The following is a 25,120-nucleotide window of genomic DNA, read 5'->3' as shown; positions in this document are numbered from 1 at the left end:
TACGGAGGTGGGCACGAAGCCAGGACGCGATCCGGCCGTCGGACGCGAATCCTGGCGTATCGTTGATAGCTGGCTCTCGCGGGACGGCAGCCTTCCCGTTCCGCCAGGACACTGGAGCCGCCCGCAAGCCAGCGGGGCGGCGACGCCCTCCAGCTGACCGGACAACTCAAGATGAGGAGCTCGCCGTGACCACCGGGCTACCTTCGCAGACGCAGGTGATCGAGCTACTCGGTGATGAGTTCGCGCGCGCGGGATATGAGATCGAGGACGTGGTCATCGACGCCCGGACGCGCCCGCCGCGGATCACGGTGATCGCCGACGGCGACAAAGCCCTCGACCTGGACACCATCGCGACGCTGTCGCATTCGGCGTCGGCTTTGCTGGACGAGCTCGACGACATCGGGGACCGGTACGTGCTCGAGGTGAGTTCGCCCGGCGTGGACCGCCCATTGACCACGGAAAAGCATTTCCGCCGCGCCCGCGGCCGCAAGGTCGACGTCGTCCTCGCCGACGGTACGCGGCTGACCGGCCGGGTCGGCGAGACGGGCGGTGGCGCCGTCGCGCTGGTGGTCCGCGCGGGCCGCGACTACGGGTTGCGCCGGATCCCGCTCGCCGATATCGCCAAAGCCGTTGTCCAGGTGGAGTTTTCGCCCCCAGCTCAAGCGGAGTTGGACCTGGCGGGCCAGGCCGACAGGACGGAGGCCGGAGCATGAATATCGACATGGCCGCGCTGCATGCGATCGAGGTCGATCGGGGCATCTCGGTCACCGAGCTGCTCGAGACGATCAAGTCGGCGCTGCTCACCGCCTACCGGCACACCGAGGGCCATCAGAACGACGCGCGCATCGATATCGACCGCAAGACCGGCGTCGTCAAGGTGGTCGCCCGCGAGACCGATGAAGACGGCAATGTGATCAGCGAATGGGACGACACCCCCGAGGGTTTCGGCCGCATCGCCGCCACCACCGCCCGTCAGGTCATGCTGCAGCGGTTCCGGGACGCGGAGAACGAGCGCACCTACGGCGAGTTCTCCACCCGCGAGGGCGAGATCGTCGCGGGCGTCATCCAGCGGGACAGCCGCGCCAACGCCCGCGGCCTGGTCGTGGTCCGGATGGGCACCGAGACCAAAGCCTCCGAGGGCGTGATCCCGGCGGCCGAACAGGTCCCCGGCGAGAGCTACGAGCACGGCAACCGGGTGCGGTGCTACGTGATCGGGGTGACCCGCGGCGCGCGGGAGCCGCTGATCACGCTGTCCCGGACGCATCCCAACCTGGTGCGCAAGCTGTTCTCCCTGGAGGTCCCCGAGATCGCCGACGGGTCGGTCGAAATCGTGGCCGTGGCGCGGGAGGCCGGCCATCGCTCCAAGATCGCGGTGAAATCCAACGTCCCCGGCCTGAACGCGAAAGGGGCCTGCATCGGCCCGATGGGCCAGCGGGTCCGCAACGTGATGAGCGAGCTGTCCGGCGAGAAGATCGACATCATCGACTACGACGAAGACCCGGCCCGCTTCGTGGCCAACGCGTTGTCGCCGGCCAAGGTGGTCTCGGTGTCGATCATCGACCCGAACGCCCGCGCCGCCCGCGTGGTGGTGCCCGATTTCCAGCTGTCGCTGGCCATCGGCAAGGAGGGCCAGAACGCGCGGCTGGCCGCCCGGCTCACCGGGTGGCGCATCGACATCCGCGGCGACACGCCCGGCGGATCCGAGGCGCATTCGTCGGGCCACCCCGAACACGGGGCCACCCGCGGGATGGCGCACGACCGCTAGCGCGGCCGGTTCTGACCATCGGATAAGTGACGCTAGACTGAGCCGTGATCCAGCGTGAGCCTTCGGTCGCGGCGCACAGGCGTGTGGACGGACCAGTCCGGACGTGTGTCGGGTGCCGGAAGCGAGAGCTGGCCGTCGAACTGCTTCGCGTCGTGGCTGTGTCGGACGGGAACGGCGAACATGCCGTGACCGTTGACACCAAGAACAGCCTGCCGGGGCGGGGTGCGTGGCTGCATCCCGTGCCGCATTGCGTGCAACAGGCGATTCGGCGGCGAGCTTTCACCCGAGCGCTGCGCATCGACCGTCCACCGGACACCTCCGCGCTGGTCGAGCACCTAGAGTCTCTAGAAGCGCTCGACTTGCCCGGCAACAGAAGAGGCAGCAAAGAACATGAGCACACCGTGAAGTCCCGATGACTCGCATTCCTATGCGTTACAGCTAATTCCCGAGGCGCGGCCCCACGACTGTCGCCTCTCAGACAGGAGATGTAGTGGCAGGTAAGGCCCGCGTACACGAGTTGGCCAAGGAACTCGGTGTTACCAGCAAGGAAGTTCTCGCCCGGCTGAATGAACAGGGCGAATTCGTAAAATCCGCATCGTCGACGGTGGAGGCGCCGGTCGCTCGTCGGCTGCGCGAATCCTTCGGGGGCGGCAAGCCGGCTCCCCAGAAGCCCGCGGCCAAGCCGGGCGCGAAGGCTCCCGTCAAGGGGCCGGACAAGTTGCTTGACCAGGCGCTTGACAAGGCCATCGGTAACGGCGAATCGGCCGCCGCACCCGCTGGCGGGACGACCACCGCCGCCGCCGAGGCGGCCCCGGCCGCGCCCGCCGAAGCGCCGGCGCGCCCCGGCCCCGTGCCCGGCCGTCCCGCACCGGGGCAGCCGAAGCCGCCCGTTCCCGGGCAGCCGACCGGTCAGCCCCCCGCCCAGCCCGGTCCCCATCCCGGCATGACGCCGGGTCCGCGCCCCGGTCCGGCGCCGAAGCCCGGCGTGCGCACCCCGCGCGTCGGCAACAACCCGTTCTCGTCGGCGCAGCCCGTCGACCGGCCCATCCCACGTCCCATGGCGCCGCGCCCCGGCGCGCCCCGGCCCGGCGCCCCGCGTCCCGGCGCGTCGCCCGGCAACATGCCGCCGCGTCCCGGCGGTGCCGCCGGTCAGGGCCGCCCGGCCCGGCCCGGCGCCCCGCGGCCCGGTGGCGGCCGGCCCGGCGGGCCCGGCGGTCGTGACGGCGGCGGTGGCAACTACCGCGGCGGTGGTGCTGGCGGCGGCGTCGGCGCCCCGCCCGGGGGTGGCGGCGGCTTCCGCGGTCGTCCCGGCGGCGGTCCCGGTGGCGGCGGTGGCCGGCCCGGGCAGCGCGGTGGCGCCGCCGGCGCGTTCGGCCGTCCCGGTGGCGCGCCCCGGCGTGGCCGCAAGTCCAAGCGGGCCAAACGCGCCGAGTACGAGAACATGCAGGCACCGGTCGTCGGCGGTGTGCGGTTGCCGCACGGCAACGGCGAGACCATCCGGCTGGCCCGTGGCGCGTCGCTGAGCGACTTCGCCGACAAGATCAACGCCAACCCGGCCTCGCTGGTGCAGGCGCTGTTCAATCTCGGCGAGATGGTGACCGCCACCCAGTCCGTCGGCGACGAGACGCTCGAGCTGCTGGGCAGCGAGATGAACTACGTCGTCCAGGTCGTCAGCCCGGAGGACGAGGACCGCGAGCTGCTGGAATCCTTCGACCTGACCTACGGCGAGGACGAAGGCGGCGAGGAGGACCTGCAGACGCGGCCGCCGGTGGTGACCGTGATGGGTCACGTCGACCACGGTAAGACGCGACTGCTGGACACCATCCGGAACGCCAGCGTGCGCGAGGCCGAGGCCGGTGGCATCACCCAGCACATCGGTGCCTACCAGGTGGGCGTCGACTTCGAGGGCAGCGAGCGGCTGATCACGTTCATCGACACTCCGGGTCACGAGGCGTTCACCGCCATGCGCGCCCGCGGCGCGAAGGCCACCGACATCGCGATCCTGGTGGTCGCCGCCGACGACGGCGTGATGCCGCAGACGGTGGAGGCCATCAACCACGCGCAGGCGGCCGACGTGCCGATCGTGGTGGCGGTCAACAAGATCGACAAGGAGGGCGCCGACCCGGCCAAGATCCGGGCCCAGCTCACCGAATACGGTTTGGTCGCGGAGGATTTCGGCGGGGACACGATGTTCGTCGACATCTCGGCGAAGGAAGGCACCAACATCGAGGCGCTCGAGGAGGCGGTGCTGCTGACCGCGGACGCCGCCCTGGACCTGCGGGCCAACCCCGACATGGAGGCCCAGGGTGTGGCGATCGAGGCGCACCTGGACCGCGGCCGAGGCCCGGTCGCCACGGTGCTGGTGCAGCGCGGCACGCTGCGGGTCGGTGACTCCGTCGTCGCCGGCGACGCGTACGGCCGTGTCCGCCGCATGGTCGACGAGCACGGCGACGACGTCGAGGAGGCGCTGCCGTCGCGGCCGGTGCAGGTCATCGGGTTCACGTCCGTGCCGGGCGCCGGCGACAACTTCCTGGTCGTCGACGAGGACCGCATCGCCCGCCAGATCGCCGACCGGCGCAGCGCGCGTAAGCGCAACGCGCTGGCGGCACGGTCGCGCAAGCGGATCAGCCTGGAGGACCTGGACTCGGCGCTGAAGGAAACCAGCCAGCTGAACCTGATCCTCAAGGGCGACAACGCCGGTACCGTCGAGGCGCTCGAGGAGGCCCTGATGGGCATCCAGGTCGACGACGAGGTGATGTTGCGCGTCATCGACCGCGGTGTCGGTGGCATCACCGAGACCAACGTCAACCTGGCGTCGGCCTCGGATGCGATCATCATCGGCTTCAACGTGCGCGCCGAAGGCAAGGCGACGGAGCTGGCCAACCGCGAGGGCGTCGAGATCCGCTACTACTCGGTGATCTACCAGGCGATCGACGACATCGAGAAGGCCCTGCGCGGCATGCTCAAGCCGATCTATGAGGAGAACCAGCTGGGCCGCGCGGAGATCCGCGCCATCTTCCGGTCCTCCAAGGTCGGCATCATCGCCGGCTGCATGATCAGCTCGGGCGTGGTGCGCCGCAACGCCAAGGCCCGACTGTTGCGGGACAACATCGTGGTCGTCGACAACCTGTCGATCACTTCGCTGCGACGGGAGAAGGACGACGTGACCGAGGTCCGCGAGGGCTTCGAGTGCGGTATGACGCTGGGCTACTCCGACATCAAGGAAGGCGACATCATCGAGTCCTACGAGCTCGTCGAGAAGGAGCGCGCCTGATGGCCGATCCGGCCCGGGCGCGCCGATTGGCCAAACGCATCAACACGATCGTCGCCTCGGCGATCGAGTTCGAGATCAAGGATCCCGGCCTGGACGGGGTGACCATCGTCGACACGAAGGTCACCGCCGACCTGCACGATGCGACGGTGTTCTACACCGTGATGGGCCGCACTCTCGACGACGAACCGGACTACGACGCCGCCGCGTCGGCGCTGGAGCGGGCCAAGGGCGCGCTGCGCACCATGGTCGGGGCCGGCACCGGCGTGCGCTTCACGCCCACGCTGACCTTCACCCGCGACACCACGGTCGACACCGTGCAGCGGATGGACGAGTTGCTGGCCCGCGCCCGGGCCGCGGACGCCGACCTGGCGCGGGTGCGCTCGGGGGCCAAGCCGGCCGGCGAGGCCGATCCCTACCGTGCCAGCGGGCCGAGCGACGGGGATGCCGGTGACGACGACCGACGCCGAGACTGAGCCGTCCCGCGCCGCGGCAGCCGGAGCCCGGGTCGACGTCCGCGGCGCGGTCGAATTGCTCTCCGCCGCAGCGACTGTCGCGGTGGTCGCCCATGTCCACCCCGACGCCGACACGATCGGCGCGGGCCTGGCGCTGGCCCTGGTGCTGGACAGGTGCGGCAAGGCCGTCGAGGTCGGCTTCGCCGAGCCGGCGACACTGCCCGAGTCGCTGTCGTCGCTGCCCGGTTGCCGGCTGCTGGTCGATGCGGACGCGATGCGGCGCGACGTGGATCTGGTTGTCACCGTGGATGTTCCCAGCCTCAAGCGGCTGGGCGCGCTGAGCGATCTGGCCGGTGCGGGGCGGGAGTTGCTGGTCATCGACCACCACGCCTCCAACGGGATGTTCGGGACCGCCAACTTCGTTGACGTGTCGGCGGATTCGACCACGATGATGATCGCCGACATCCTCGATGCGTGGGACAAGCCGATCGACCCCGACGTCGCCCACTGCATCTACGCCGGGCTGACGACCGACACCGGGTCCTTCCGCTGGGCCAGTGCCCGCGCCCTTCGGCTGGCGGCCCGGCTGGTCGATACGGGCGTCGACAACGCCGCGATCAGCCGGACCCTGATGGACAGCCACCCGTTCGCCTGGCTGCCGCTGCTGTCCCGGGTGCTGGGCTCGGCCCAGTTGCTGCCGGACGCGGCGGGTGGCCGTGGGCTGGTGTATGCCGTTGTCGGGCACGGGGATTGGCTGACTTCGCGTCCCGAGGAAGTCGAGAGCATCGTCGACGTCGTGCGCACCACGCAGCAGGCCGAGGTGGCCGCGGTGTTCAAGGAGGTCGGCCCGCAGCGGTGGTCGGTGTCGATGCGGGCCAAGAGCGAGCTGGATCTGGCGGCCGTCGCCTCCGCATTCGGCGGGGGCGGCCACCGGCTGGCGGCCGGCTATTCGGCGAGCGGCCCGATCGACGACGTCGTGGCCGCGCTGCGCGAGGCCCTGGGCTAGAACGCCCAACTGCCGGAGCGCTGCAGCACGAACCCGTGGTCTCCGCTGGTGGTGTCCAGGCAGGCGACGAGGTTGTCGGCGCCGACGGCGCATGTGACGTTCAGGTAGGTCAACTTCTGCCCCGCGCTCAACAGCTTGCCACCCGGCGGCAGGGTCGCCGGGTGGCCGTCGCAGCCGCCGTAGGACATCCGGCTCAACTGGTAGCCGGGCCCCTTGAATTCGGCCGAACCCACCAGACAATCGCCCGGATGCGGGCGTCCGCCCAGCACGGGAACGTCGTCGATGCCGGGCATGTCGCCCTTGCACTTGATGTCCTGTGACGGCTGCGGCGCGGGCGCCGGCCCGCCGTAGAAGTCACACACCAGCGTGTAGGGCGTGGAGAAACTGATCCGGGGCGAGGTGCCCGGACCGGCGCTGGTGACAAAGCCATCCGCCGGGACGGGTGTGAAACCGTCCAGGTTGGGAAACCCCGGCGGCGGCAGGGCGGCCGCACGCGGCGCGAGTCCCGCGATCGCGGCCACCGCGAGCGTCACGGCGCCCGCGAACACCCTCACGATGACATCGACGACAGCACGCATCAGCTGATCGTATTGGTTGACCGCGACCTACGGGGCCGGACCGCGACGCCTACCGGACCTGGGCCCGCCCGCGCTGCAGCACCGCCTCACGGTTGGCGGCGATGTCGTCGCCGCTGGTCCGGAACTGGCGGGCCGCCATCGCTTCGAGCCACAGCCCCGCGCTGGTCTGCGAATCGTCGATCCGGTGATAGGACGCCAGCAGCGCGCGGACCGCGTCCTGGTTGTTGCCTACGATCGACGCCGCCACCCCGCGGGCGGTGGCCAACAGCTGATCGTGCGGCACCACCTCGGTCACCAGCCCGGCGCGCAGCGCGTCCGCGGCGGACAGGTAGTCGCCCGTCATGCTCATCCGCCGGGCCAGGCCGACGCCCACCTTCTGTGGCAGCCGCACGCTCAGCCCCCAGGTGGGCAGCAGGCCGACGCGGGCATGGGTGTCGGCGAACCGGGCGTTCTCCGACGCGATCAGGATGTCGCAGTACAGGGCCAGCTCCAGCCCGCCGGTGACGGCGGCGCCGTTGATCGCGCCGATGACCGGCTTGCTCAGCGGTGGCCAGCGCGGGGAGATGTCCGGAAGCGCCGAGGTACCGCCCAACTCCTTGAGATCCAGTCCCGCGCAGAACACCGGGTCGGCGCCGGTGACGATGACGACGTCGACGGCGTCGTCGGTTTCCGCGTCGGCCAGGGCCCCGAAGAACCGGTCCCGCAGCGCCGAGGACAGCGCGTTGCGGGACTGCGGCCGGTTGAGGGTCAGCGTGCGCACCCGCTCGTCGGTTTCGATCAGCAGGATGTCGTCGGTCATGACATCACCGTAAAGGGTCGCCGGCCGCGCCTATCGTTGAGGCATGTGCCGGAACATCACCGAGCTGCGCGGGCTTCAACCGGCGGCCACCGCCGAGGAGATCGCGGCGGCGGCGCGCCAGTACGTGCGCAAGGTCAGCGGGATCAGCCGACCCTCGGCGGCGAACGCCGAGGCCTTCGAGGCGGCGGTGGCCGAGGTCACCGAGACCACCGCGCGGCTGTTGGCGGCGCTGCCCGCGCGCAGGCAGCCGCCCAAGACCGTGCCGCCGCTGCGCCGGCCCGTGGGGGTACCACCCGCTTGCGGGGGCGTGGTCGCCCGGCTGGCCGGTGCGCGATGACCGCCACCGCGACCAGCCCCACCACGACGCCCGCGCTCAAGGAGTGGAGCGCCGCCGTGCACGCCCTGCTCGACGGCCGCCAGCGGGTGCTGCTGCGCAAGGGCGGCATCGGGGAGAAGCGGTTCGACCTGGCCGCCCGCGAGTTCCTGCTGTTCCCGACGGTCGCGCACAGCCACCGCGAGCGCGTCCGGCCCGAACATCGCGATCTGCTCGAAGCGGCGGCCGCCGACAGCACCGACGATCGCCTGGTGATACGGGCCGCCGCGAAAGTCGTTGCCGCCGTGGAGGTCGACCGGCCGGAGGGCCTTGCGGCGATCGAGGACCTACACATCTGGACCGCCGAGTCGGTGCGCGCCGACCGGCTCGACTTCCGGCCCAAGCACAAGCTGGCCGTGCTGGTGGTGTCGGTGCACCCGCTGACCGAGCCGGTGGAGATCGACCGGACGCCCGAGTACGGCGGCTGCAAGAGCTGGGTGGAGCTGCCGGTGCGCGCGCCGTTGGCGCCGCCGGCGCTGGACGGGGCCGCGCTAAGCGAGGTCGCCGCGCGCGTCCGCCGCGCCGTTGGCTGACAGGTCCAGCGGGCCGACGGGCAGCAACAACCGGGAGCGTCCGTAGCGCACCCTGTGGGTGGCCGGCCTGGACTGCCGGCCCGTCAGGATCGGCTCGTCGGTGCCCAGGTTGCGTGCGTAGCGCGGAAACCAGCTGCCGGCGATGAGCAGGCGGATGCGTGAGCCGGCGCGAAACCGGTGGGCGATGCCGTCGAGTTCGACGCGGACCGTCTTCCTCGAGTTCTTGGCCGAGTTCTTGACCGGGGCGTCCAGCCTCCGGTAGCCGTCGCTGACGTTCGTCGACCGGCCCTTGGCGTCGACCTCGCTCACCCGGACGAACAGGTCGACATGCGGGGTGTCCGCGCCGTGCGCCAGCTCGACGACCGGGTTGCCGTAGATGGACAAGTCGTGGGTGAGGGTGAGGCTGGTGAAGGCCAGCACGTCGCCGCGCGCCGCGAGCCGGCCGTCGTCGCGATAGCCGCCGTTCGGCGACAGCAGCGGGCCACCGGTGGTGGGGGTCGGGTCGGCCGGGTCGTAGCGGAAGGTCGCCGGCGCCAGCCGCGTCAGGTCCGTCGGCGCGGTCTCGCCCAGGTGGCCGCCGGGCCGCAGGTACAGAACGCGCTCGGTGGTGGCCGGCGGCCAGTCGGCCACGGTCCGCCAGCCCTGCCCGGTGACGTAGACGCGGACCGGGCCGGACCGGCGCGGGCCGGGCGCGCCACCCAGGTGGGTGTCCAGCCAATCCAGCGACTCCCGCACGCAGGTGCTCAGCCCGCTCGTCAGTATCTGGGTGTGCGTCCACGGGCCCATGGTCAGCGCGACGTCGACCCCCCGGGCCCGCAGATGCCGGTACTGCTGCAACGTCTGCCTGACGAAGATGTCCTGCCAGCCGCCGATCAGCAGGACGGGCACGTCGACGCGGTCCAGCGCGTCGCCGCAGCGCAGCGCGTCCCAGAACGGATCGTTCGGGTCGGTGTGCTCGACCCACGACTCGAACCACGGCGCGCCGGCGCCGAGCAGCGCGCGGGCCGTGTCGCCCACGGGCAGCCCGAGCGCCGCCCGTGTCACCCGGTTGCGGCTCTGCAACTGCCGCAGCGCCGACCGGGCGCGCACCGGGTCCTCCTGATGGGCGACCATGTCGCTCCAGCCCAGGAAGTCGTTGATGGCGAACGAGCCGGTGCCCCACACGGATGCGTTGAAATCGTGCGGCCCCACGGTGATGACCGCAGCGGCCAGCTCCGGGGGCGGATCCTGCAGCAGCGCCCACTGGGTGAACCCGAGGTAAGACATGCCGATGGTGGCGAACCGGCCGGTGAACCAGGGCTGCTCGCGCAGCCAGGCCACCGTGTCGGCGCCGTCGGCGACCTCGTTGGCCATCGGCTCGAAATCCCCGCCCGACCCGAACGTGCCACGGACGCTCTGCAGCACGACGTGATAGCCCCGGTTCGCGTAGAACGCGCCGAACACCAGGGAGAACGGGAACGCGCGCCCGTACGGTCCCCGGACCAGCAGGGTGCCGACGGCCGCCGAGGTGGTCGGCGCGTAGTGATCGGCCACCAGCTCGACGCCGTCGCGCATCGGCACCCGGACCCGGTGCACGGTGTAATCGGCGGTCGCCGGCGGCAGGCGCAGCAGCCGCCCCACCGCCCTGCCGCCGAGGTGTCGCAGGGTGTGCAGCGTGGGCTGGGCGGCTCGCGTCGAGGTGATACTCACGGTGCCAGGTTAAGGCCCGGGCCGCCGGTCAGAACTTGTAGTACGGCGCCAGGTCGTTGGCGCGCTGCAGGTCGGTGGACATGCAATCCACCTCGGGATTGGAGTAGACCGTCGAGTAGTAGAGCGCCTGCTGCAGCACGCCGTAACTGGTCTTGAACACGACCATGCAGGAGTAATACCAGTAGCTGTTGTGATAGGTCGGCTTGAGCACCCAGTACTGCGCGGCGCGGTGTCCTGCGATGGTGGTCTCGACCGCGTCGGGCGGCAGGGTCTCCTCGTAGGTGCGCCAGATGATGGGTTCGACGGCCAGCTGGTAGTTACCCGCGTCGAAGTGGCAGCGCAGGCCGTCTTCGTGCTCGGGCGGGGTGAACGCCAGCCCGAGCCGCTGCACCGCATCGAACGGGATGTCCTCGCACGCGTCGAACGGCCGCGGGTCGGTGGTCGCCACGATCGGGCTCTTCATGGTGGTTTCCATCGGCGCCGCCGTCGAGCGCAGCTCCACGCGCCCGGGCCCCGCCGGCCCCGGCGCGGCGCCCTGCCACCCCACCGTGCCAGCTACGGCCGCTGCGACGAGGGCACCGACCGCCCCGATCAGACGCACCTTCGCGAACACGACACCCCCTGACGGCTCGGCGGCCCTTGCCCGGGAGTGTACAAGTCGCGTCGCCACGGCCACAGACAAACAAGAACACGTTCTAATGCCGCGGGCAAGGGCCGGTCCCGGCCGGCGCGCGGCCCCGGGTCATTAGTCTGGTTAATCGTGGCTGGTCAAAATGCGGGGCAGGAATCGGCGAATGGGGGGCAACCGACGCTGTGGGCCGTTTCCGACCTGCACACCGGCCACCTCGGCAACAAGCCGGTCACCGAATCGCTGCACCCGTCCTCGCCGGACGACTGGCTGATCGTCGCCGGAGACGTCGCCGAACGCACCGACGAGATCCGTTGGGCCCTTGACCTGCTGCGCCGCCGGTTCGCCAAGGTGATCTGGGTGCCGGGCAACCACGAGCTGTGGACGACCACGCGTGACCCGGTGCAGATCTTCGGCAAGGCCCGCTACGACTACCTGGTCAACATGTGCGACGAGATGGGCGTCGTCACGCCCGAGCATCCGTTCCCGGTGTGGACCGAGCGCGGCGGGCCGGCGACGATCGTGCCGATGTTCCTGCTCTACGACTACAGCTTCTTGCCCGAGGGCGCGGCCAGCAAAGCCGAGGGCCTGACCATCGCGCGGGAGCGCAACGTGGTCGCCACCGACGAATTCCTGCTGTCGCCGGAGCCGTATCCGACCCGGGAGGCCTGGTGCCGGGAGCGGCTGGCCGTCACGCGGGCCCGCCTCGAGCAGCTGGACTGGATGACACCGACCGTTCTGGTGAACCATTTCCCGCTGGTCCGCGACCCCTGCGACGCGCTGTTCTATCCGGAGTTCGCGCTGTGGTGCGGAACCACCAAGACCGCCGACTGGCACACCCGCTACAACGCCGTCTGTTCGGTCTACGGTCACCTGCACATCCCGCGTACCACCTGGTATGACGATGTGCGCTTCGAGGAGGTGTCGGTCGGTTACCCGCGGGAGTGGCGGCGCCGCAAACCGCACCACTGGCTGCGCCAGGTGCTGCCCGATCCGGAGTACGCGCCCGGTTACCTCAACGACTTCGGCGGCCACTTCGAGATCACTCCCGAGATGCGGCAGCAGGCCGCGCAGTTCCGGGAACGGTTGCGGCAGCGGCAATCACGATGACCGAGGACATGCTGGTTTCCTCGGTGCTGCCGACGGCGGACGGCCTGGCCTACTCGGAGGTGTATACCGATCCGCCCGGCCTCGCGCCGCTGCCCGAAGAGGAGCCGCTGATCGCGAGGTCGGTGGCCAAGCGCCGCAACGAGTTCATCACCGTCCGGCACTGCGCGCGGGTCGCGCTCGGCGAGCTCGGCCTGCCGCCGGTGCCGATCCTCAAGGGTGAGAAGGGCGAACCGTGCTGGCCCGACGGCGTGGTGGGCAGCCTCACCCATTGCACGGGCTATCGCGGCGCGGTCGTGGGGCGCACCGACGCGGTGCGCTCGGTGGGCATCGACGCCGAACCGCACGACGTGTTGCCCGACGGCGTGCTGAACGCGATCAGCCTGCCCGAGGAGCGGCACGAGATGAGCACCCTGCCCGACGGCCTGCACTGGGATCGAATCCTGTTCTGCGCCAAGGAAGCGACGTACAAGGCGTGGTTCCCGCTGACCAAGCGCTGGCTGGGCTTCGAGGACGCCCACATCGTGTTCGACCTCGACCCGCCCGACGGGGGCTCCACCGGGGTGTTCGTGTCCAAGATCCTGATCGATGGGCAGACGCTCGACGGCCCGCCGCTGACCGCGCTGAGGGGCCGGTGGTCGGTGGAGCGGGGACTGGTGCTGACCGCCATCGTGCTATGAGTCAAAGCCCCAGCGGGCCGGGCATAGTCGTCGTCGACAAGCCGGCCGGGATGACCAGCCACGACGTGGTCGGGCGCTGCCGGCGCATCTTCTCCACCCGCAGGGTCGGGCACGCGGGAACGCTGGACCCGATGGCCACCGGCGTGCTGGTGATCGGCGTCGACCGCGCCACCAAGATCCTCGGCCTGTTGACGGCGGCCCCCAAGTCCTACGCCGCCACCATCCGGCTTGGCCAGACCACCTCCACCGAGGACGCCGAAGGGGAAGTGCTGCACAGCGTTTCGGCCGCGCACCTGACGCGTGAGGCCATCACCGCCGCGGTGGCCGCCCTGCGCGGCGACATCGAGCAGGTGCCGTCGGCGGTCAGCGCGATCAAGGTCGACGGGCGGCGCGCCTACCGGCTGGTTCGCGAGGGCCGGGCCGTCGAGCTCGCGGCCCGCCCGGTGCGCATCGACCGGTTCGAGGTGCTCGACGTCCGGCCCGCCGGCCAGTTCGTCGACGTGGACGTGGAGGTGGACTGCTCGTCGGGGACCTACGTGCGCGCGCTCGCCCGCGACGTCGGGGCCGCGCTGGGCGTGGGCGGGCATCTGACGGCACTGCGGCGCACCCGCGTCGGTCGCTTCACGCTGGACCGGGCCCGCTCGCTCGACGACCTGGCCGAGCGGCCGGGCCTGTCGTTGACGCTGGACGAGGCGTGCCTGCTGATCTTTCCTCGCCGCGACCTGACCGCCGAGGAGGCCGAGGCGACGGCCAACGGGCGGCCGCTTGCGGCGGCCGGCATCGACGGCGTCTATGCCGCCTGCGACGCCGGCGGGCGGGTCATCGCGCTGCTGCGCGACGAGGGCGCGCGCACCAAGTCGGTGGTCGTGGTCCGCCCGGCGACGATGCGCGCCGCGGAGCGGCGAGGGGTGGGGGTGCCCCCAGCCGCGGAGCGGCGAGGGGGAGAGCCGGGCAATCCGACGTGAGCCCGGCGACGCTCGGGGAATAGGCTGTGACGCGGATCTCCTCAACCCTGTCGAAGAAGGGGCGCGCTATGTCGAACAAGGTTTACGTCGTCGGCGTCGGCATGACGAAATTCGAGAAGCCGGGCCGCCGCGAGGGCTGGGATTACCCCGACATGGCGCGCGAGTCCGGAACCAACGCGCTGGCCGACGCCGGCATCGACTACCGCGAGGTCCAGCAGGGCTACGTCGGCTACGTCGCGGGCGATTCGACGTCCGGGCAGCGGGCGCTCTACGAGCTGGGCATGACCGGCATCCCGATCGTCAACGTCAACAACAACTGCTCGACCGGCTCGACGGCACTGTTCCTGGCGGCGCAGGCGATCCGGGGCGGGCTGGCCGACTGCGCCATCGCGCTCGGCTTCGAGAAGATGCAACCCGGCTCGCTGGGCGGGGGAGCCCAGGACCGCGAATCGCCGATGGGCAAGCACGTCAAGGCGATGGCCGAGATCGACGAGTTCGCGATGCCCGTCGCGCCCTGGATGTTCGGCGCCGCCGGCCGCGAACACATGAGGCAATACGGCAGCACCGCAGAACATTTCGCCAAGATCGGCTACAAGAACCACAAGCACTCCGTCAACAACCCATTCGCGCAGTTCCAGGAGTCCTACACGCTCGAGGACATCCTGGCCGCGCGGATGATCTCCGACCCGCTGACCAAGCTGCAGTGCTCGCCCACGTCCGACGGTTCCGGCGCGGCGATCCTGGCCTCGGAGAACTTCGTCGACAGCCACGGGTTGGCCGCCCAGGCGGTGGAGATCGTCGGTCAGGCCATGACCACCGACTTCGCCTCCACCTTCGACGGAAGCGCCAAAAATCTGATCGGCTACGACATGAATGTTCAAGCGGCGCAACAGGTTTACCAGCAGTCCGGGTTGGGGCCCGAGGACTTCCAGGTGATCGAGCTGCACGACTGTTTTTCGGCCAACGAGTTGCTGCTGTATGAGGCGCTGGGGCTGTGCGGGCCGGGTGAGGCGCCCAAGCTGATCGACAACGGCGACACCACCTATGGCGGGCGCTGGGTGGTCAATCCGTCCGGCGGCCTGATCTCCAAGGGGCATCCGTTGGGTGCCACCGGGCTGGCGCAGTGCGCCGAGCTGACCTGGCAGCTGCGCGGCACCGCCGACAAGCGTCAGGTCGAGGGTGTCAGCGCCGCGCTGCAACACAACATCGGACTCGGTGGGGCCGCCGTCGTCACCGCCTACCAGCGCGCCGAACGCTAGCCCGAGCCAACTGGGGGCTAGCCCACCACCCAGATCGCCCGGGCGGCCGGGCTGCCCAGGTCGACGGTCGTCTCGGCTCCGTCGCCGTCGTCGATCGCCACTGAGATCATGCCGGCGAACTCGCGACGCGTCAGGACGCGCAGCCGCGAGTCGAGGTTGATGCCGACATCGGCGAAATAGCGCAGCATCTCCGGGTCGGCGTCGGAGATGCGGGCCACGGTTCCGGTGTCTCCGTCGCCGCACGCCCACAGCTGACGTGCCGGCGGAGTGGGCACCTGTCCGTCGGGGGCCGGGATCGGGTCCCCGTGCGGGTCGCGCTGCGGGAACCCCAGCTTGGCGTCGATGCGGGCCACCAGCCGATCCGACACCGCGTGTTCGAGCACCTCGGCCTCGTCGTGCACCTCGTCCCAGCCGTAGCCGAGCTCGTTCACCAGAAACGTCTCCAGCAGCCGGTGCCGGCGCACCATCGCCAGCGCGGCCCGCCTGCCCGCCTCGGTCAGGGTCACGGCCCCGTATTTCTCGTGGTCGACCAGGCCCTGCTCGGCGAGCTTGCGGATGGACTCCGACGCGGTGCTGGCCGACACCCCGATCTTCTCGGCGAGCATCTTGGTGCTGACCTTTTCGGGCGCGTCCTTGGGCGACCACTCCTGGGCGTTCCAGATGACCTTGAGGTAGTCCTGGCCGACGGCGGTGAGACCGCCACGCTCTTCGTCAGCCCTCACAACGACAAAGTTTAGGCAACCCAGACCTGATCGTGTGCTCCTCGCCACCCTCGCGGCGGCGGATCTCCCGGCGGACGGCGGGTGGCCGTAGGCTTGCCCTCGTGCAGCGGTGGCGCGGCCAAGACGAGATTCCCACGGACTGGGGCAGATGCGTGCTCACCATCGGCGTGTTCGATGGGGTGCACCGGGGCCATGCCGAATTGATCGCGCATGCGGTGAAGGCCGGGCGCGCGCGCAACGTGCCGACCGTGCTGATGACCTTCGACCCGCACCCGATGGAAGTGGTCTACCCGGGCAGCCACCCGGCGCAGCTGACGACGCTGACGCGGCGCGCGGAGCTGGTCGAGGAGATGGGCATCGATGTCTTCCTGGTGATGCCGTTCACCAGTGACTTCATGAAGCTGACCCCGGAGCGCTACGTCCACGAGCTGCTGGTGGAACACCTGCACGTGGTGGAGGTCGTGGTCGGGGAGAACTTCACGTTCGGCAAGAAGGCGGCCGGCAATGTCGAGACCCTGCGGCGCGCCGGGGAGCGCTTCGGGTTCGCGGTCGAGGCCATGTCGCTGCTGTCCGAGCACCACAGCAACGAGACGGTGACGTTTTCCTCCACCTACATCCGGTCCTGCGTGGACGCCGGTGACGTGGTGACGGCCATGGAGGCGCTGGGCCGCCCGCACCGCGTCGAGGGCGTCGTCGTCCGCGGCGAGGGCCGGGGCATGGAGCTGGGCTTCCCGACCGCCAACGTGGCGCCCCCGATGTACTCGGCGATCCCGGCCGACGGCGTGTACGCCGCGTGGTTCACCCTGCTCGGGCACGGGCCGGTGACCGGCACCGTCGTCCCGGGCGAGCGCTACCACGCCGCGGTGTCCGTCGGCACCAACCCCACGTTCTCGGGACGCACCCGCACCGTCGAGGCCTTCGTGCTGGACACCGCCGCCGACCTCTACGGCCAGTACGTGGCGCTGGACTTCGTCGGCCGCATCCGCGGGCAAACCAAGTTCGACTCGGTGCAGGACCTGATCGACGCGATGGGCAACGACACCGAGCGGGCCCGCGCGATGCTCTCGGCGCGGGACTGATCCGGGGCGGCGCCGGCCTGGGATTTCGGCCGGGGTCGCAGCCGCTGATAGACTCGCCCCCCGATATGGCGTGTGCTGCAGTCCGCGGCGGCCACGTACACGTTTTTTCGCGGCACCCAATTGATGGAGATGTTTCGTGGCGCTGACAGCCGAGCAGAAAAAGGAAATCCTGGGCAACTACGGCCTGCACGACACCGACACCGGTTCCCCGGAGGCCCAGGTCGCGCTGCTGACCAAACGGATCGCCGACCTGACCGAGCACCTCAAGGTGCACAAGCACGATCACCACTCCCGGCGGGGCCTGCTCCTGCTGGTCGGTCGGCGGCGCCGGCTGCTCAAGTACGTCGCTCAGATCGACGTGGAACGGTACCGCTCGCTGGTCGAGCGTCTGGGTCTGCGTCGCTGACGCTCGGAAACCGCCAATCGGCGAAGCCCTGCCGGCGGCGCAAGTTCGCCATGTAGAGTAGGAGCGTTCTGGGCCGGTTCGGCCCGAGCAAACGGTGCGGTCACGCAGATCCGCGTGTGCCGTTCCAGCGTGTCACTGCGCACGTCACCAGGGAGCAGCCCGGTCTGCATCGGGCGGTCTTCGGTAGTGGCTGCCGGGCTCTCCGGATCTGGGGCAGGTCGGCAGCTTCGATCGATGGCCGTAGCCGCATTCAGACTCTTTCCTCTCCTTAGGAAGCTCTCGGGTTACCTGCGCGTGACCACGCGAAAAAGCTGAATACCCAGAGAGGCCGTACGGACACCTATGTCTGTCGCTGAAATTGAAGAAGGCGTGTTCGAGGCAACCGCCGTTATCGACAACGGGAGCCTCGGCACCCGCACCATCCGTTTCGAGACCGGCCGGCTGGCCCAGCAGGCCGCCGGCGCCGTCGTCGCCTACCTCGACGACGAGAACATGCTGTTGTCGGCGACCACCGCCAGCAAGAGCCCCAAGGAGCACTTCGACTTCTTCCCGCTGACGGTCGACGTCGAGGAGCGGATGTACGCCGCCGGCCGCATCCCCGGCTCGTTCTTCCGCCGCGAGGGCCGCCCCTCCACCGACGCGATCCTGACCTGCCGGCTGATCGACCGCCCGCTGCGGCCGTCGTTCGTCTCCGGCCTGCGCAACGAGATCCAGGTCGTGGTGACGATCATGAGCCTGGACCCCAACGACCTGTACGACGTGCTGGCGATCAACGCCGCGTCGGCCTCCACCCAGCTGGCCGGCCTGCCGTTCTCCGGTCCCATCGGGGGCGTGCGGGTGGCGCTGATCGACGGCACCTGGGTCGCCTTCCCCACGGTCGAGCAGCTCGAGCGGGCCGTGTTCGACATGGTGGTGGCGGGCCGGATCGTCGGCGAACAGGGCGGTGCGCCCGGAAACGTCGACGTCGCGATCATGATGGTCGAGGCCGAGGCCACCGAGAACGTCATCGAGCTCGTCGAGGGCGGGGCCCAGGCGCCGACGGAGACCGTCGTGGCCGAGGGCCTGGAGGCCGCCAAGCCGTTCATCGCCGCGCTGTGCACCGCGCAGCAGGAGCTGGCCGACGCGGCCGCGAAGCCCACCGGCGACTACCCGACGTTTCCCGACTACGGCGAAGACGTCTACTACTCGGTGGCCTCGGTGGCCACCGACGAGCTGGCCAAGGCGCTGACCATCGGCGGCAAGGCCGAGCGCGACGCGCGCACCGACGAGCTCAAAGCCGAGGTGCTCACGCGGCTCGCCGGCGCCTCTGGGACCTACGAGGGCCGCGAGAAGGAGGTCGGCGCCGCGTTCCGCTCGCTGACCAAGAAGCTGGTTCGCCAGCGCATCCTGACCGACCACTTCCGCATCGACGGCCGGGGTGTCACCGACATCCGCGCGCTGTCGGCCGAGGTGGCCATCGTGCCCCGGGCGCACGGCAGCGCGCTGTTCGAGCGCGGCGAGACCCAGATCCTGGGAGTGACCACCCTCGACATGGTCAAGATGGCCCAGCAGATCGACTCGCTGGGGCCCGAGACCAGCAAGCGCTACATGCACCACTACAACTTCCCGCCGTATTCGACCGGTGAAACCGGCCGGGTCGGCTCGCCCAAGCGCCGCGAGATCGGGCACGGGGCGCTGGCCGAGCGGGCGTTGATCCCGGTGCTGCCCAGCGTCGAGGAGTTCCCGTACGCGATCCGCCAGGTGTCCGAGGCGCTGGGTTCCAACGGCTCGACGTCGATGGGATCGGTGTGCGCGTCCACGCTGGCGCTGCTCAACGCCGGGGTGCCGCTGAAGGCGCCGGTCGCCGGCATCGCGATGGGGCTGGTCTCCGACGACGTCGAGGTGGACGGCAAGGCCGAGCGCCGATTCGTCACCCTGACCGACATCCTGGGCGCCGAGGACGCGTTCGGCGACATGGACTTCAAGTGCGCCGGCACCAAGGAGTTCGTCACCGCGCTGCAGCTGGACACCAAGCTCGACGGCATCCCGTCCCAGGTGCTGGCGGGCGCGCTGGCGCAGGCCAAGGACGCCCGGCTGACCATTCTCGAGGTGATGGCCGAGGCCATCGACGAGCCCGACGAGATGAGCCCCTACGCGCCGCGGGTGACCACCATCAAGGTCCCGGTGGACAAGATCGGTGAGGTGATCGGGCCCAAGGGCAAGGTCATCAACGCGATCACCGAGGAGACCGGCGCGCAGATCTCCATCGAGGACGACGGCACCGTGTTCGTCGGCGCCACCGACGGCCCCTCGGCGCAGGCGGCGATCGACCGGATCAACGCCATCGCCAACCCGCAGCTGCCCACCGTGGGCGAGCGGTTCCTCGGCACCGTGGTCAAGACCACCGATTTCGGTGCGTTCGTGTCGCTGCTGCCGGGACGCGACGGCCTGGTCCACATCTCCAAGCTCGGCAAGGGCAAGCGCATCGCGAAGGTCGAGGACGTCGTCAACGTCGGCGACAAACTGCGGGTCGAGATCGCCGACATCGACAAGCGCGGCAAGATCTCGCTGGTGCTGGTCGAGGAAGACGCCGCGGCCCCGGCCGATGCCGGGGCTCCTCAGGAGGCCACGCCAGCCGATGCCGCTAGCTGACCCAGGAAGGCCAGCGGCTGTCGCCGCGTTGCGGCGCGGCAAGCACACCGCCACGGCGGAACCGGACCGCCAGTCCGCGCTGCGCCGCAGCACGCTTCCGGGCGGTCTGCGGGTCGTCACCGAGTACCTGCCATCGGTGCGCTCCGCGTCCGTCGGCGTCTGGGTCGGCGTCGGCTCGCGCGACGAGGGTGCCACCGTGGCGGGCGCGGCCCACTTCCTCGAGCATCTGCTGTTCAAGTCGACGCCCACCCGCAGTGCCGTGGACATCGCGCAGGCGATGGACGCCGTCGGCGGGGAGCTGAACGCCTTCACGGCCAAGGAGCACACCTGCTACTACGCGCACGTGCTCGACAGCGACCTGGAGCTGGCCGTCGACCTGGTGGCCGACGTCGTGCTCAACGGCCGCTGCGCCGCCGAAGACGTCGAGCTGGAGCGCGACGTGGTGCTCGAAGAGATCGCGATGCGCGACGACGACCCCGAGGACGCGCTGGGGGACATGTTCCTGGGCGCGATGTTCGGCGATCACCCGGTGGGCCGGCCGGTGATCGGCACCGCGCAGTCGGTGTCGTCGATGACCCGGACGCAGCTGCACTCGTTCCACGTGCGCCGCTACACGCCGGACCGCATGGTGGTCGCGGTGGCCGGCAACGTCGACCACGACGAGGTCGTGGCGCTGGTGCGTATGCACTTCGGGCCGCACCTGGTCCGCGGGCGCCGGCCCATCGCCCCGCGCAAGGGCGCCGGACGGGTGACCGGACAGCCCCGGTTGATGCTGGGCAACCGGGACGCCGAGCAGACCCATGTGTCGCTGGGCGTGCGTACCCCGGGGCGTAGCTGGCGGCACCGCTGGGCGCTGTCGGTGTTGCACAGCGCGCTGGGCGGCGGCCTGAGTTCCCGGCTGTTCCAAGAAGTTCGCGAGTTGCGCGGGCTGGCCTACTCGGTCTACTCGACGGTGGACATCTTTGCCGACAGTGGCGCGCTGTCTATCTATGCCGCCTGCCAGCCCGAGCGGTTCGCCGAGGTGATGCAGGTCACCAACGAGGTCCTCGAGTCGGTGGCCCGCGACGGCATCACCGAGGCGGAGTGCCGCATCGCGAAGGGGTCGTTGCGCGGCGGGCTGGTCCTCGGTTTGGAGGATTCCAGCTCGCGGATGAGCCGTCTGGGCCGCAACGAACTGAACTACGGCGAGCACCGCAGCATCGAGCACACCCTGCGGCAAATCGACCAGGTGACGGTCGAGGAGGTCAACGCGGTTGCCCGCCGGCTGCTGAGCCAGCCCTACGGCGCCGCCGTCCTGGGGCCCTATGCCTCCAAACGGTCACTGCCCCAACGACTTCGGGCGATGGTAAATTAGCTCCGTGGTACTGGGCTTTTGGGACATCATGGTGCCCATCGTGGGTGCGCCGATGGCCGGCGGACCGGGCACGCCCGAGCTGGCCGCGGCGGTGTCCAACGCGGGCGGGCTCGGCTTCGTCCCCGGCGGCCACCGCAGCGCGGAGCGGTTCGCCGAGGACATCGCCGCCGCGCGCGCGGCCACCACCGGCCCGCTCGGCGTCAACCTGTTCGTTCCCCAGCCCAGCGTCGCGGACTGGGTGGCGCTGGACTACTACGCCGAGGAACTCGAGGAGATCGCCGACTACTACCAGGTCGAGGTCGGACACCCGCAATACGGCGACGACGACGACTGGGAGCGCAAGCTCGAAGTGGTGGCCGACGTGCGGCCCGAGCTGGTCTCGTTCACCTTCGGTGTCCCGCCACCCGACGTCATCCGGAGACTGGGGGCGCTGGGCCTGCTGGTGATGGTCACGGTGACGTCGGTGTACGAGGCGGGCGTGGCCGTCGCCGCCGGCGCGGACAGCCTGATTGTGCAGGGCCCCGACGCGGGCGGGCACCGGGGCACGTTCGCCCCCGACATGGAGCCCAGCAATGAATCGCTGCACCATCTGATCGACCGCATCCGCCATGCGCACGACGTCCCGGTCATCGCGGCCGGTGGGCTGGGCACCGCGCGCGACGTCGCGGCGGTGCTGCACCGGGGCGCCGTTGCCGCACAGGTCGGCACCGCGCTGCTGCTCAGCGACGAAGCCGGCACCAGCGCCGCGCACCGCACCGCCCTGAAGAATCCGGTCTTCGGCACCACCGTCGTCACGCGCGCCTTCTCGGGCCGCTACGCGCGCGGCCTGGAGAACAACTTCACCCGCCTGCTCGACAACGTGGCGCCGCTGGGCTACCCGGAGGTCAACCAGATGACCACCCCGATCCGGGAGGCGGCGGCCGCCCTGGAGGACCCGAACGGGATACCGCTGTGGGCCGGAACGTCGTTCAAGGAGGCGAAGGCGGGGCCGGCGGCCGACATCATCGACAGCCTGGTGGAGCGCGATTAGGTCAGCAGGCCCGCCGGATCGGTGAACGGCAAGTCCAGGTCGGTGGCCACCGGTTCGGACAGCAGCCCGCCGTCGTGCGTCGAAAGGCCTTTCGCCAGAGCGGGATCCGATCGGCACGCCGCCCGCCAGCCGCGGTCGGCCAGTTCGAGCACGTACGGCATGGTCGCATTGGTCAGCGCCACGGTGGACGTCTTGGGCACCGCGCTGGGCATGTTCGCCACGCAGTAGAACTGCTTGTCGTACACGGCGAACGTCGGGTCGTCGTGTGTGGTCGGCCGGGAATCCGCGAAACAGCCGCCCTGGTCGATGGAGATGTCCACCAACACCGCGCCCGGCTTCATCTGTGCCACAAGCGAATTGGGAACCAGCTCCGGTGCCTTGCCGCCCGGCAACAGGACCGCGCCGATCAGCAGGTCGGCGCGCGTGACGGTGCCCTCCAGCTCGTAGGCCGACGAGTAGCGCGTGCGGACCTGTCCGCCGAATTCGGCATCGAGCACGCGCAGCTTGCCGATGTTGACGTCGAGGACCGTCACGTTCGCGCCCATGCCGTTTGCGACCCGGGCGGCGTTGTAGCCGGCCGTACCCGCACCGATCACCACGACGTCGGCCGGCTTGACGCCCGGGACCCCGCCCATCAGTACGCCGCGGCCGCCGTGCGTGCGCATCAGGTGGTAGGCGCCGACCTGGGCCGAGAGCCGGCCGGCGACCTCGCTCATCGGCGCCAGCAACGGCAACGTGCCGTCGGCCGCCTGCACAGTCTCGTAGGCGATCGACGTTGTGCCGGAAGCCAATAGCGCTTGGGTGCAGGTGCGGGAGGCGGCCAGGTGCAGATAGGTGAAGAGCACCTGATCCCGGCGCAGGAGGCCGTACTCGGGCTCAATCGGTTCCTTCACCTTGAGCAGCAGGTCGGCCTCGGCCCACACCTGTTCGGCCGAGTCGGCCAATCGGGCGCCCGCCGCCTTGAACTCGTCGTCGGGGATGGACGACCCGTCCCCGGCGCCGGCCTGCACGAGCACTTCGTGGCCGCGGCGGGTCAGTTCGGCGACGCCGGCAGGGGTGATGGCCACTCTGAACTCGTTGACCTTGGTCTCGGTCGGTACGCCGACTCGCATGCTTGCCCCTCGCTCTGGACGGTTCGCACTCAAGTGTGGAGAAAGTTCGGAGGGGCCGCAATCACGGTGGGATCCGGCGCGTGCTGGCTATGATCGGCGGATGACTGATCCGTGCGTGACGGCCACCGTGCAGGTCGACGCCCGCCCCGAGGTGGTGTATCGGCTCCTCACCGACCTGCCGACGCTGGCCTCGTTCGCCGAGGAGGCGGTGGCGATGGAGTGGCGCAAAGGCGATGCCGCGCGGCCCGGGGCCGTGTTCACCGGTCACAACGAAAGCGGCAAACGACGCTGGAGCACCACGTGCAACGTCACCGACGCGGAACCGGGCCGCGTCTTCGCGTTCGATGTGCGACACACCGTCCTTCCGATCGCGCGCTGGCAATACGACATCGTGGCCGCCGACGGCGGCTGCCGGGTCACCGAGAGTACCTGGGACCGCAGGCCCCGCTGGTTCCGCAAGCTCGCCGGCAGGGCCACCGGTGTTCCGGATCGCGTGGCCGCCAACACCGAACACATCCGGCTCACCTTGCAGCGCCTCAAGCAGCGCGCCGAGTCCGAGTAGCCGGCGGCCGCCGAAGCTAACGCCGACGGAGCCGATAGCCCCGATGGGCGATCTTGACACCGGGCAGCGGCTCCCAGTCCAGGGTGCGCCCGTCGGCGCGAAAGTCGTTCTTCTCGTAGAAGAGTCGCGCCTGAGTGTTGTGTTCGGCGCACCACAGGACGACGTCTCCGGGCGGGCTCTCGGTCAGGGCCGTGGCCAGCAGGCGCATTCCGACACCGTGGCGCTGGCGGTCGGCGGCGATGTAGAGCGAATCGAGTTCGATCTGCTCGGGGTTCGCGGGATCGGGGCCGAAGATCGTCATACCGATTGTCCGCGAACCGGATTCGGCCAGCCACATGCTCCAGCGCCTGCGCCGCAGAATGCCCGGGTACGCCAGGATGGCCCAGCGCCGCGGCGATCCGAGGAGGTCGAGCGTGGCGTCCGGCAGCACGCCGGCCCAGGACTGCCGCCAGACCGGATAGTGCATCTCGGCGACCCGGGCGAGATCGCTCGGGGCGGCTCGGCGGATCGCGATGTCGCACGGGATGTCGCCGGTCGTCACGGACGTGATTGCTCCAGGTAGGCGGCCAGCGCGTTGGTCAGGCCGCGCCGCGCCATGTCCAGGTCGGCGTAGGAGCCGAGCTGCCGCTCGGACACCAGGCCGCGCATCGCGCCGGGGATCAGGGCGGCCACCTCGCGCACCCGATCGGGGTCGACGTCCAGGCCGGCGAAGGCGTTCTGGCAGGTTTCCAGCCAGCTCTTGCCCCAGGAGAACAGCTCGGCGGCGGTGCGCGGGAACAGGCGCTCGAGCTCGCCGGGGTCGCGGGGGAGCGCCGCCCGCAGGTTCTCGATCGCCCGGGAATCCGGCGACGCCAACCCGTCGTAGAGGGTGTCGACGATCGCGCCGACCCGCTCGCGCAGGGGCGCGTCCGGTGAGACCGGGGTCGACAGGGTCGAGAATGTCGCCGCGCGCCGTTCGGCGGTGCGGTGCAGCACGGCCGCCCAGAAACCGTCGGTGTCGCCGAACTGGTACTGCACGGCGCCCCAGGTGGCGCCGATCTCCTTGGCGATGCGGTTGGCCGACACCGAACCCGGGTCGCCGGAGGCCAACGACTTGAGCGCGGCTTCGAGCATGCT

General features: G+C 70.3%; 25 protein-coding genes and 1 pseudogene. 18 read left to right on the top strand and 8 right to left on the bottom strand.

What is annotated here, in order from left to right; all coding sequences use genetic code 11:
- Positions 1-185: 185 nt before the first annotated feature.
- The 6 genes from rimP (at position 186) to AWC03_RS17890 (ending at position 6,497) form a co-directional block, all read left to right on the top strand.
- Complete coding sequence (gene rimP, locus AWC03_RS17915; protein ID WP_085242065.1) at positions 186-713, top strand: ribosome maturation factor RimP; 528 nt, start codon at positions 186-188, stop codon at positions 711-713.
- Positions 710-1,765, top strand: coding sequence for a transcription termination factor NusA (nusA, locus tag AWC03_RS17910; protein WP_085242064.1), 1,056 nt, complete (start codon positions 710-712; stop codon positions 1,763-1,765). The genes rimP and nusA overlap by 4 nt, the downstream gene beginning before the upstream one ends.
- A gap of 44 nt (positions 1,766-1,809) precedes the next feature.
- Positions 1,810-2,181: a YlxR family protein gene (locus AWC03_RS17905; protein WP_085242063.1), complete on the top strand. Its 372-nt coding sequence runs from the start codon at positions 1,810-1,812 to the stop codon at positions 2,179-2,181.
- A gap of 74 nt (positions 2,182-2,255) precedes the next feature.
- Complete coding sequence (gene infB, locus AWC03_RS17900; protein WP_085242062.1) at positions 2,256-5,039, top strand: translation initiation factor IF-2; 2,784 nt, start codon at positions 2,256-2,258, stop codon at positions 5,037-5,039.
- On the top strand, positions 5,039-5,512 hold the full coding sequence (rbfA, locus tag AWC03_RS17895; protein WP_085242061.1) for a 30S ribosome-binding factor RbfA: 474 nt from the start codon (positions 5,039-5,041) through the stop codon (positions 5,510-5,512). Before infB ends, rbfA begins: the two co-directional genes overlap by 1 nt.
- A complete protein-coding gene (locus tag AWC03_RS17890) occupies positions 5,481-6,497 on the top strand; it encodes a DHH family phosphoesterase (protein WP_085242060.1) in 1,017 nt (338 codons plus the stop codon). Before rbfA ends, AWC03_RS17890 begins: the two co-directional genes overlap by 32 nt.
- Here the strand turns inward: AWC03_RS17890 and AWC03_RS17885 are convergent.
- The gene (locus AWC03_RS17885) at positions 6,494-7,075 is read right to left on the bottom strand and encodes a hypothetical protein (RefSeq protein ID WP_085242059.1); all 582 of its coding nucleotides are present in this window, start codon (positions 7,073-7,075) and stop codon (positions 6,494-6,496) included. The genes AWC03_RS17890 and AWC03_RS17885 overlap by 4 nt on opposite strands.
- Positions 7,076-7,124: 49 nt before the next feature.
- Positions 7,125-7,874 (bottom strand): enoyl-CoA hydratase, encoded by a 750-nt coding sequence (locus tag AWC03_RS17880; protein ID WP_085242058.1) that lies wholly within the window; start codon positions 7,872-7,874, stop codon positions 7,125-7,127.
- Between the two features lie 43 nt (positions 7,875-7,917).
- Here AWC03_RS17880 and AWC03_RS17875 point away from each other — a divergent pair, with 43 nt between their 5' ends.
- Together AWC03_RS17875 and AWC03_RS17870 are read left to right on the top strand one after the other, a co-directional pair.
- Positions 7,918-8,211 carry a DUF2277 family protein gene (locus AWC03_RS17875; protein ID WP_085242057.1) on the top strand — a complete coding sequence of 98 codons (294 nt, stop codon included), beginning with the start codon at positions 7,918-7,920 and terminating at the stop codon, positions 8,209-8,211.
- Positions 8,208-8,780, top strand: coding sequence for a DUF1802 family protein (locus tag AWC03_RS17870; protein ID WP_085242056.1), 573 nt, complete (start codon positions 8,208-8,210; stop codon positions 8,778-8,780). Before AWC03_RS17875 ends, AWC03_RS17870 begins: the two co-directional genes overlap by 4 nt.
- Here AWC03_RS17870 and AWC03_RS17865 read toward each other — a convergent pair.
- Together AWC03_RS17865 and AWC03_RS17860 are read right to left on the bottom strand one after the other, a co-directional pair.
- A complete protein-coding gene (locus AWC03_RS17865; RefSeq protein ID WP_085242055.1) occupies positions 8,739-10,469 on the bottom strand; it encodes a CocE/NonD family hydrolase in 1,731 nt (576 codons plus the stop codon). The genes AWC03_RS17870 and AWC03_RS17865 overlap by 42 nt on opposite strands.
- 28 nt (positions 10,470-10,497) lie before the next feature.
- Entirely contained in the window at positions 10,498-11,082 is a 585-nt protein-coding gene (locus AWC03_RS17860) for a DUF3558 domain-containing protein (RefSeq protein WP_085242054.1), read from the bottom strand.
- Positions 11,083-11,229: 147 nt separating this feature from the next.
- Here AWC03_RS17860 and AWC03_RS17855 point away from each other — a divergent pair, with 147 nt between their 5' ends.
- The 4 genes and pseudogenes from AWC03_RS17855 to AWC03_RS17840 all read left to right on the top strand — a co-directional run bounded on the left by AWC03_RS17855 (position 11,230) and on the right by AWC03_RS17840 (position 15,108).
- Positions 11,230-12,207: a metallophosphoesterase family protein gene (locus AWC03_RS17855; RefSeq protein WP_085242053.1), complete on the top strand. Its 978-nt coding sequence runs from the start codon at positions 11,230-11,232 to the stop codon at positions 12,205-12,207.
- Entirely contained in the window at positions 12,204-12,884 is a 681-nt protein-coding gene (gene pptT / locus AWC03_RS17850; protein ID WP_085242052.1) for a 4'-phosphopantetheinyl transferase PptT, read from the top strand. The genes AWC03_RS17855 and pptT overlap by 4 nt, the downstream gene beginning before the upstream one ends.
- Positions 12,881-13,771, top strand: a pseudogene (gene truB / locus AWC03_RS17845) (tRNA pseudouridine(55) synthase TruB); the annotation flags it as partial. The gene pptT and the pseudogene truB, both read left to right, overlap by 4 nt.
- Positions 13,772-13,917: 146 nt before the next feature.
- Positions 13,918-15,108: a lipid-transfer protein gene (locus tag AWC03_RS17840; RefSeq protein ID WP_085242051.1), complete on the top strand. Its 1,191-nt coding sequence runs from the start codon at positions 13,918-13,920 to the stop codon at positions 15,106-15,108.
- A gap of 17 nt (positions 15,109-15,125) precedes the next feature.
- Here AWC03_RS17840 and mntR read toward each other — a convergent pair whose 3' ends face one another.
- The gene (gene mntR, locus AWC03_RS17835) at positions 15,126-15,830 is read right to left on the bottom strand and encodes a manganese-binding transcriptional regulator MntR (protein WP_085242050.1); all 705 of its coding nucleotides are present in this window, start codon (positions 15,828-15,830) and stop codon (positions 15,126-15,128) included.
- Positions 15,831-15,931: 101 nt separating this feature from the next.
- On the opposite strand from mntR, the gene AWC03_RS17830 reads away from it, so the two are divergent.
- The 5 genes from AWC03_RS17830 to AWC03_RS17810 all read left to right on the top strand — a co-directional run bounded on the left by AWC03_RS17830 (position 15,932) and on the right by AWC03_RS17810 (position 22,330).
- Entirely contained in the window at positions 15,932-16,909 is a 978-nt protein-coding gene (locus AWC03_RS17830) for a bifunctional riboflavin kinase/FAD synthetase (protein WP_085242049.1), read from the top strand.
- A 136-nt stretch (positions 16,910-17,045) separates the two neighbouring features.
- Positions 17,046-17,315, top strand: a complete 270-nt coding sequence (gene rpsO / locus AWC03_RS17825) for a 30S ribosomal protein S15 (protein WP_066995824.1) — start codon at positions 17,046-17,048, stop codon at positions 17,313-17,315.
- A 342-nt stretch (positions 17,316-17,657) separates the two neighbouring features.
- Entirely contained in the window at positions 17,658-19,946 is a 2,289-nt protein-coding gene (locus AWC03_RS17820) for a polyribonucleotide nucleotidyltransferase (RefSeq protein ID WP_085242048.1), read from the top strand.
- Positions 19,933-21,300, top strand: coding sequence for a M16 family metallopeptidase (locus AWC03_RS17815; protein WP_085242047.1), 1,368 nt, complete (start codon positions 19,933-19,935; stop codon positions 21,298-21,300). The genes AWC03_RS17820 and AWC03_RS17815 overlap by 14 nt, the downstream gene beginning before the upstream one ends.
- Before the next feature lie 4 nt (positions 21,301-21,304).
- Positions 21,305-22,330, top strand: a complete 1,026-nt coding sequence (locus AWC03_RS17810; protein WP_085242046.1) for a nitronate monooxygenase — start codon at positions 21,305-21,307, stop codon at positions 22,328-22,330.
- Here AWC03_RS17810 and ald read toward each other — a convergent pair.
- Positions 22,327-23,442, bottom strand: coding sequence for an alanine dehydrogenase (ald, locus tag AWC03_RS17805; RefSeq protein WP_085242045.1), 1,116 nt, complete (start codon positions 23,440-23,442; stop codon positions 22,327-22,329). The genes AWC03_RS17810 and ald overlap by 4 nt on opposite strands.
- 100 nt (positions 23,443-23,542) lie before the next feature.
- On the opposite strand from ald, the gene AWC03_RS17800 reads away from it, so the two are divergent.
- A complete protein-coding gene (locus AWC03_RS17800) occupies positions 23,543-24,004 on the top strand; it encodes an SRPBCC family protein (RefSeq protein ID WP_085242044.1) in 462 nt (153 codons plus the stop codon).
- Positions 24,005-24,020: 16 nt separating this feature from the next.
- Here AWC03_RS17800 and AWC03_RS17795 read toward each other — a convergent pair whose 3' ends face one another.
- The gene (locus AWC03_RS17795; RefSeq protein WP_085242136.1) at positions 24,021-24,470 is read right to left on the bottom strand and encodes a GNAT family N-acetyltransferase; all 450 of its coding nucleotides are present in this window, start codon (positions 24,468-24,470) and stop codon (positions 24,021-24,023) included.
- 71 nt (positions 24,471-24,541) lie between these two features.
- Positions 24,542-25,117, bottom strand: coding sequence for a TetR/AcrR family transcriptional regulator (locus tag AWC03_RS17790; RefSeq protein WP_420845681.1), 576 nt, complete (start codon positions 25,115-25,117; stop codon positions 24,542-24,544).
- Positions 25,118-25,120 lie beyond the last annotated feature (3 nt).

This window comes from Mycobacterium europaeum (genome assembly GCF_002102155.1).
Classification (GTDB): Bacteria; Actinomycetota; Actinomycetes; order Mycobacteriales; family Mycobacteriaceae; genus Mycobacterium; species Mycobacterium europaeum.
Note: the sequence above shows the minus strand (reverse complement) of the source record. Positions and strands in the feature narration are given on the sequence as shown.

Coding starts and splice junctions, on each gene's coding strand:
- nusA (WP_085242064.1), top strand. CDS start 710: ATGAATATCGACATGGCCGCGCTGCATGCGATCGAGGTCGATCGGGGC.
- rbfA (WP_085242061.1), top strand. CDS start 5,039: ATGGCCGATCCGGCCCGGGCGCGCCGATTGGCCAAACGCATCAACACG.
- AWC03_RS17890 (WP_085242060.1), top strand. CDS start 5,481: ATGCCGGTGACGACGACCGACGCCGAGACTGAGCCGTCCCGCGCCGCG.
- AWC03_RS17885 (WP_085242059.1), bottom strand. CDS start 7,075: ATGCGTGCTGTCGTCGATGTCATCGTGAGGGTGTTCGCGGGCGCCGTG.
- AWC03_RS17880 (WP_085242058.1), bottom strand. CDS start 7,874: ATGACCGACGACATCCTGCTGATCGAAACCGACGAGCGGGTGCGCACG.
- AWC03_RS17875 (WP_085242057.1), top strand. CDS start 7,918: ATGTGCCGGAACATCACCGAGCTGCGCGGGCTTCAACCGGCGGCCACC.
- AWC03_RS17870 (WP_085242056.1), top strand. CDS start 8,208: ATGACCGCCACCGCGACCAGCCCCACCACGACGCCCGCGCTCAAGGAG.
- pptT (WP_085242052.1), top strand. CDS start 12,204: ATGACCGAGGACATGCTGGTTTCCTCGGTGCTGCCGACGGCGGACGGC.
- AWC03_RS17840 (WP_085242051.1), top strand. CDS start 13,918: ATGTCGAACAAGGTTTACGTCGTCGGCGTCGGCATGACGAAATTCGAG.
- AWC03_RS17820 (WP_085242048.1), top strand. CDS start 17,658: ATGTCTGTCGCTGAAATTGAAGAAGGCGTGTTCGAGGCAACCGCCGTT.
- AWC03_RS17815 (WP_085242047.1), top strand. CDS start 19,933: ATGCCGCTAGCTGACCCAGGAAGGCCAGCGGCTGTCGCCGCGTTGCGG.
- ald (WP_085242045.1), bottom strand. CDS start 23,442: ATGCGAGTCGGCGTACCGACCGAGACCAAGGTCAACGAGTTCAGAGTG.
- AWC03_RS17800 (WP_085242044.1), top strand. CDS start 23,543: ATGACTGATCCGTGCGTGACGGCCACCGTGCAGGTCGACGCCCGCCCC.
- AWC03_RS17795 (WP_085242136.1), bottom strand. CDS start 24,470: ATGCACTATCCGGTCTGGCGGCAGTCCTGGGCCGGCGTGCTGCCGGAC.
- AWC03_RS17790 (WP_420845681.1), bottom strand. CDS start 25,117: ATGCTCGAAGCCGCGCTCAAGTCGTTGGCCTCCGGCGACCCGGGTTCG.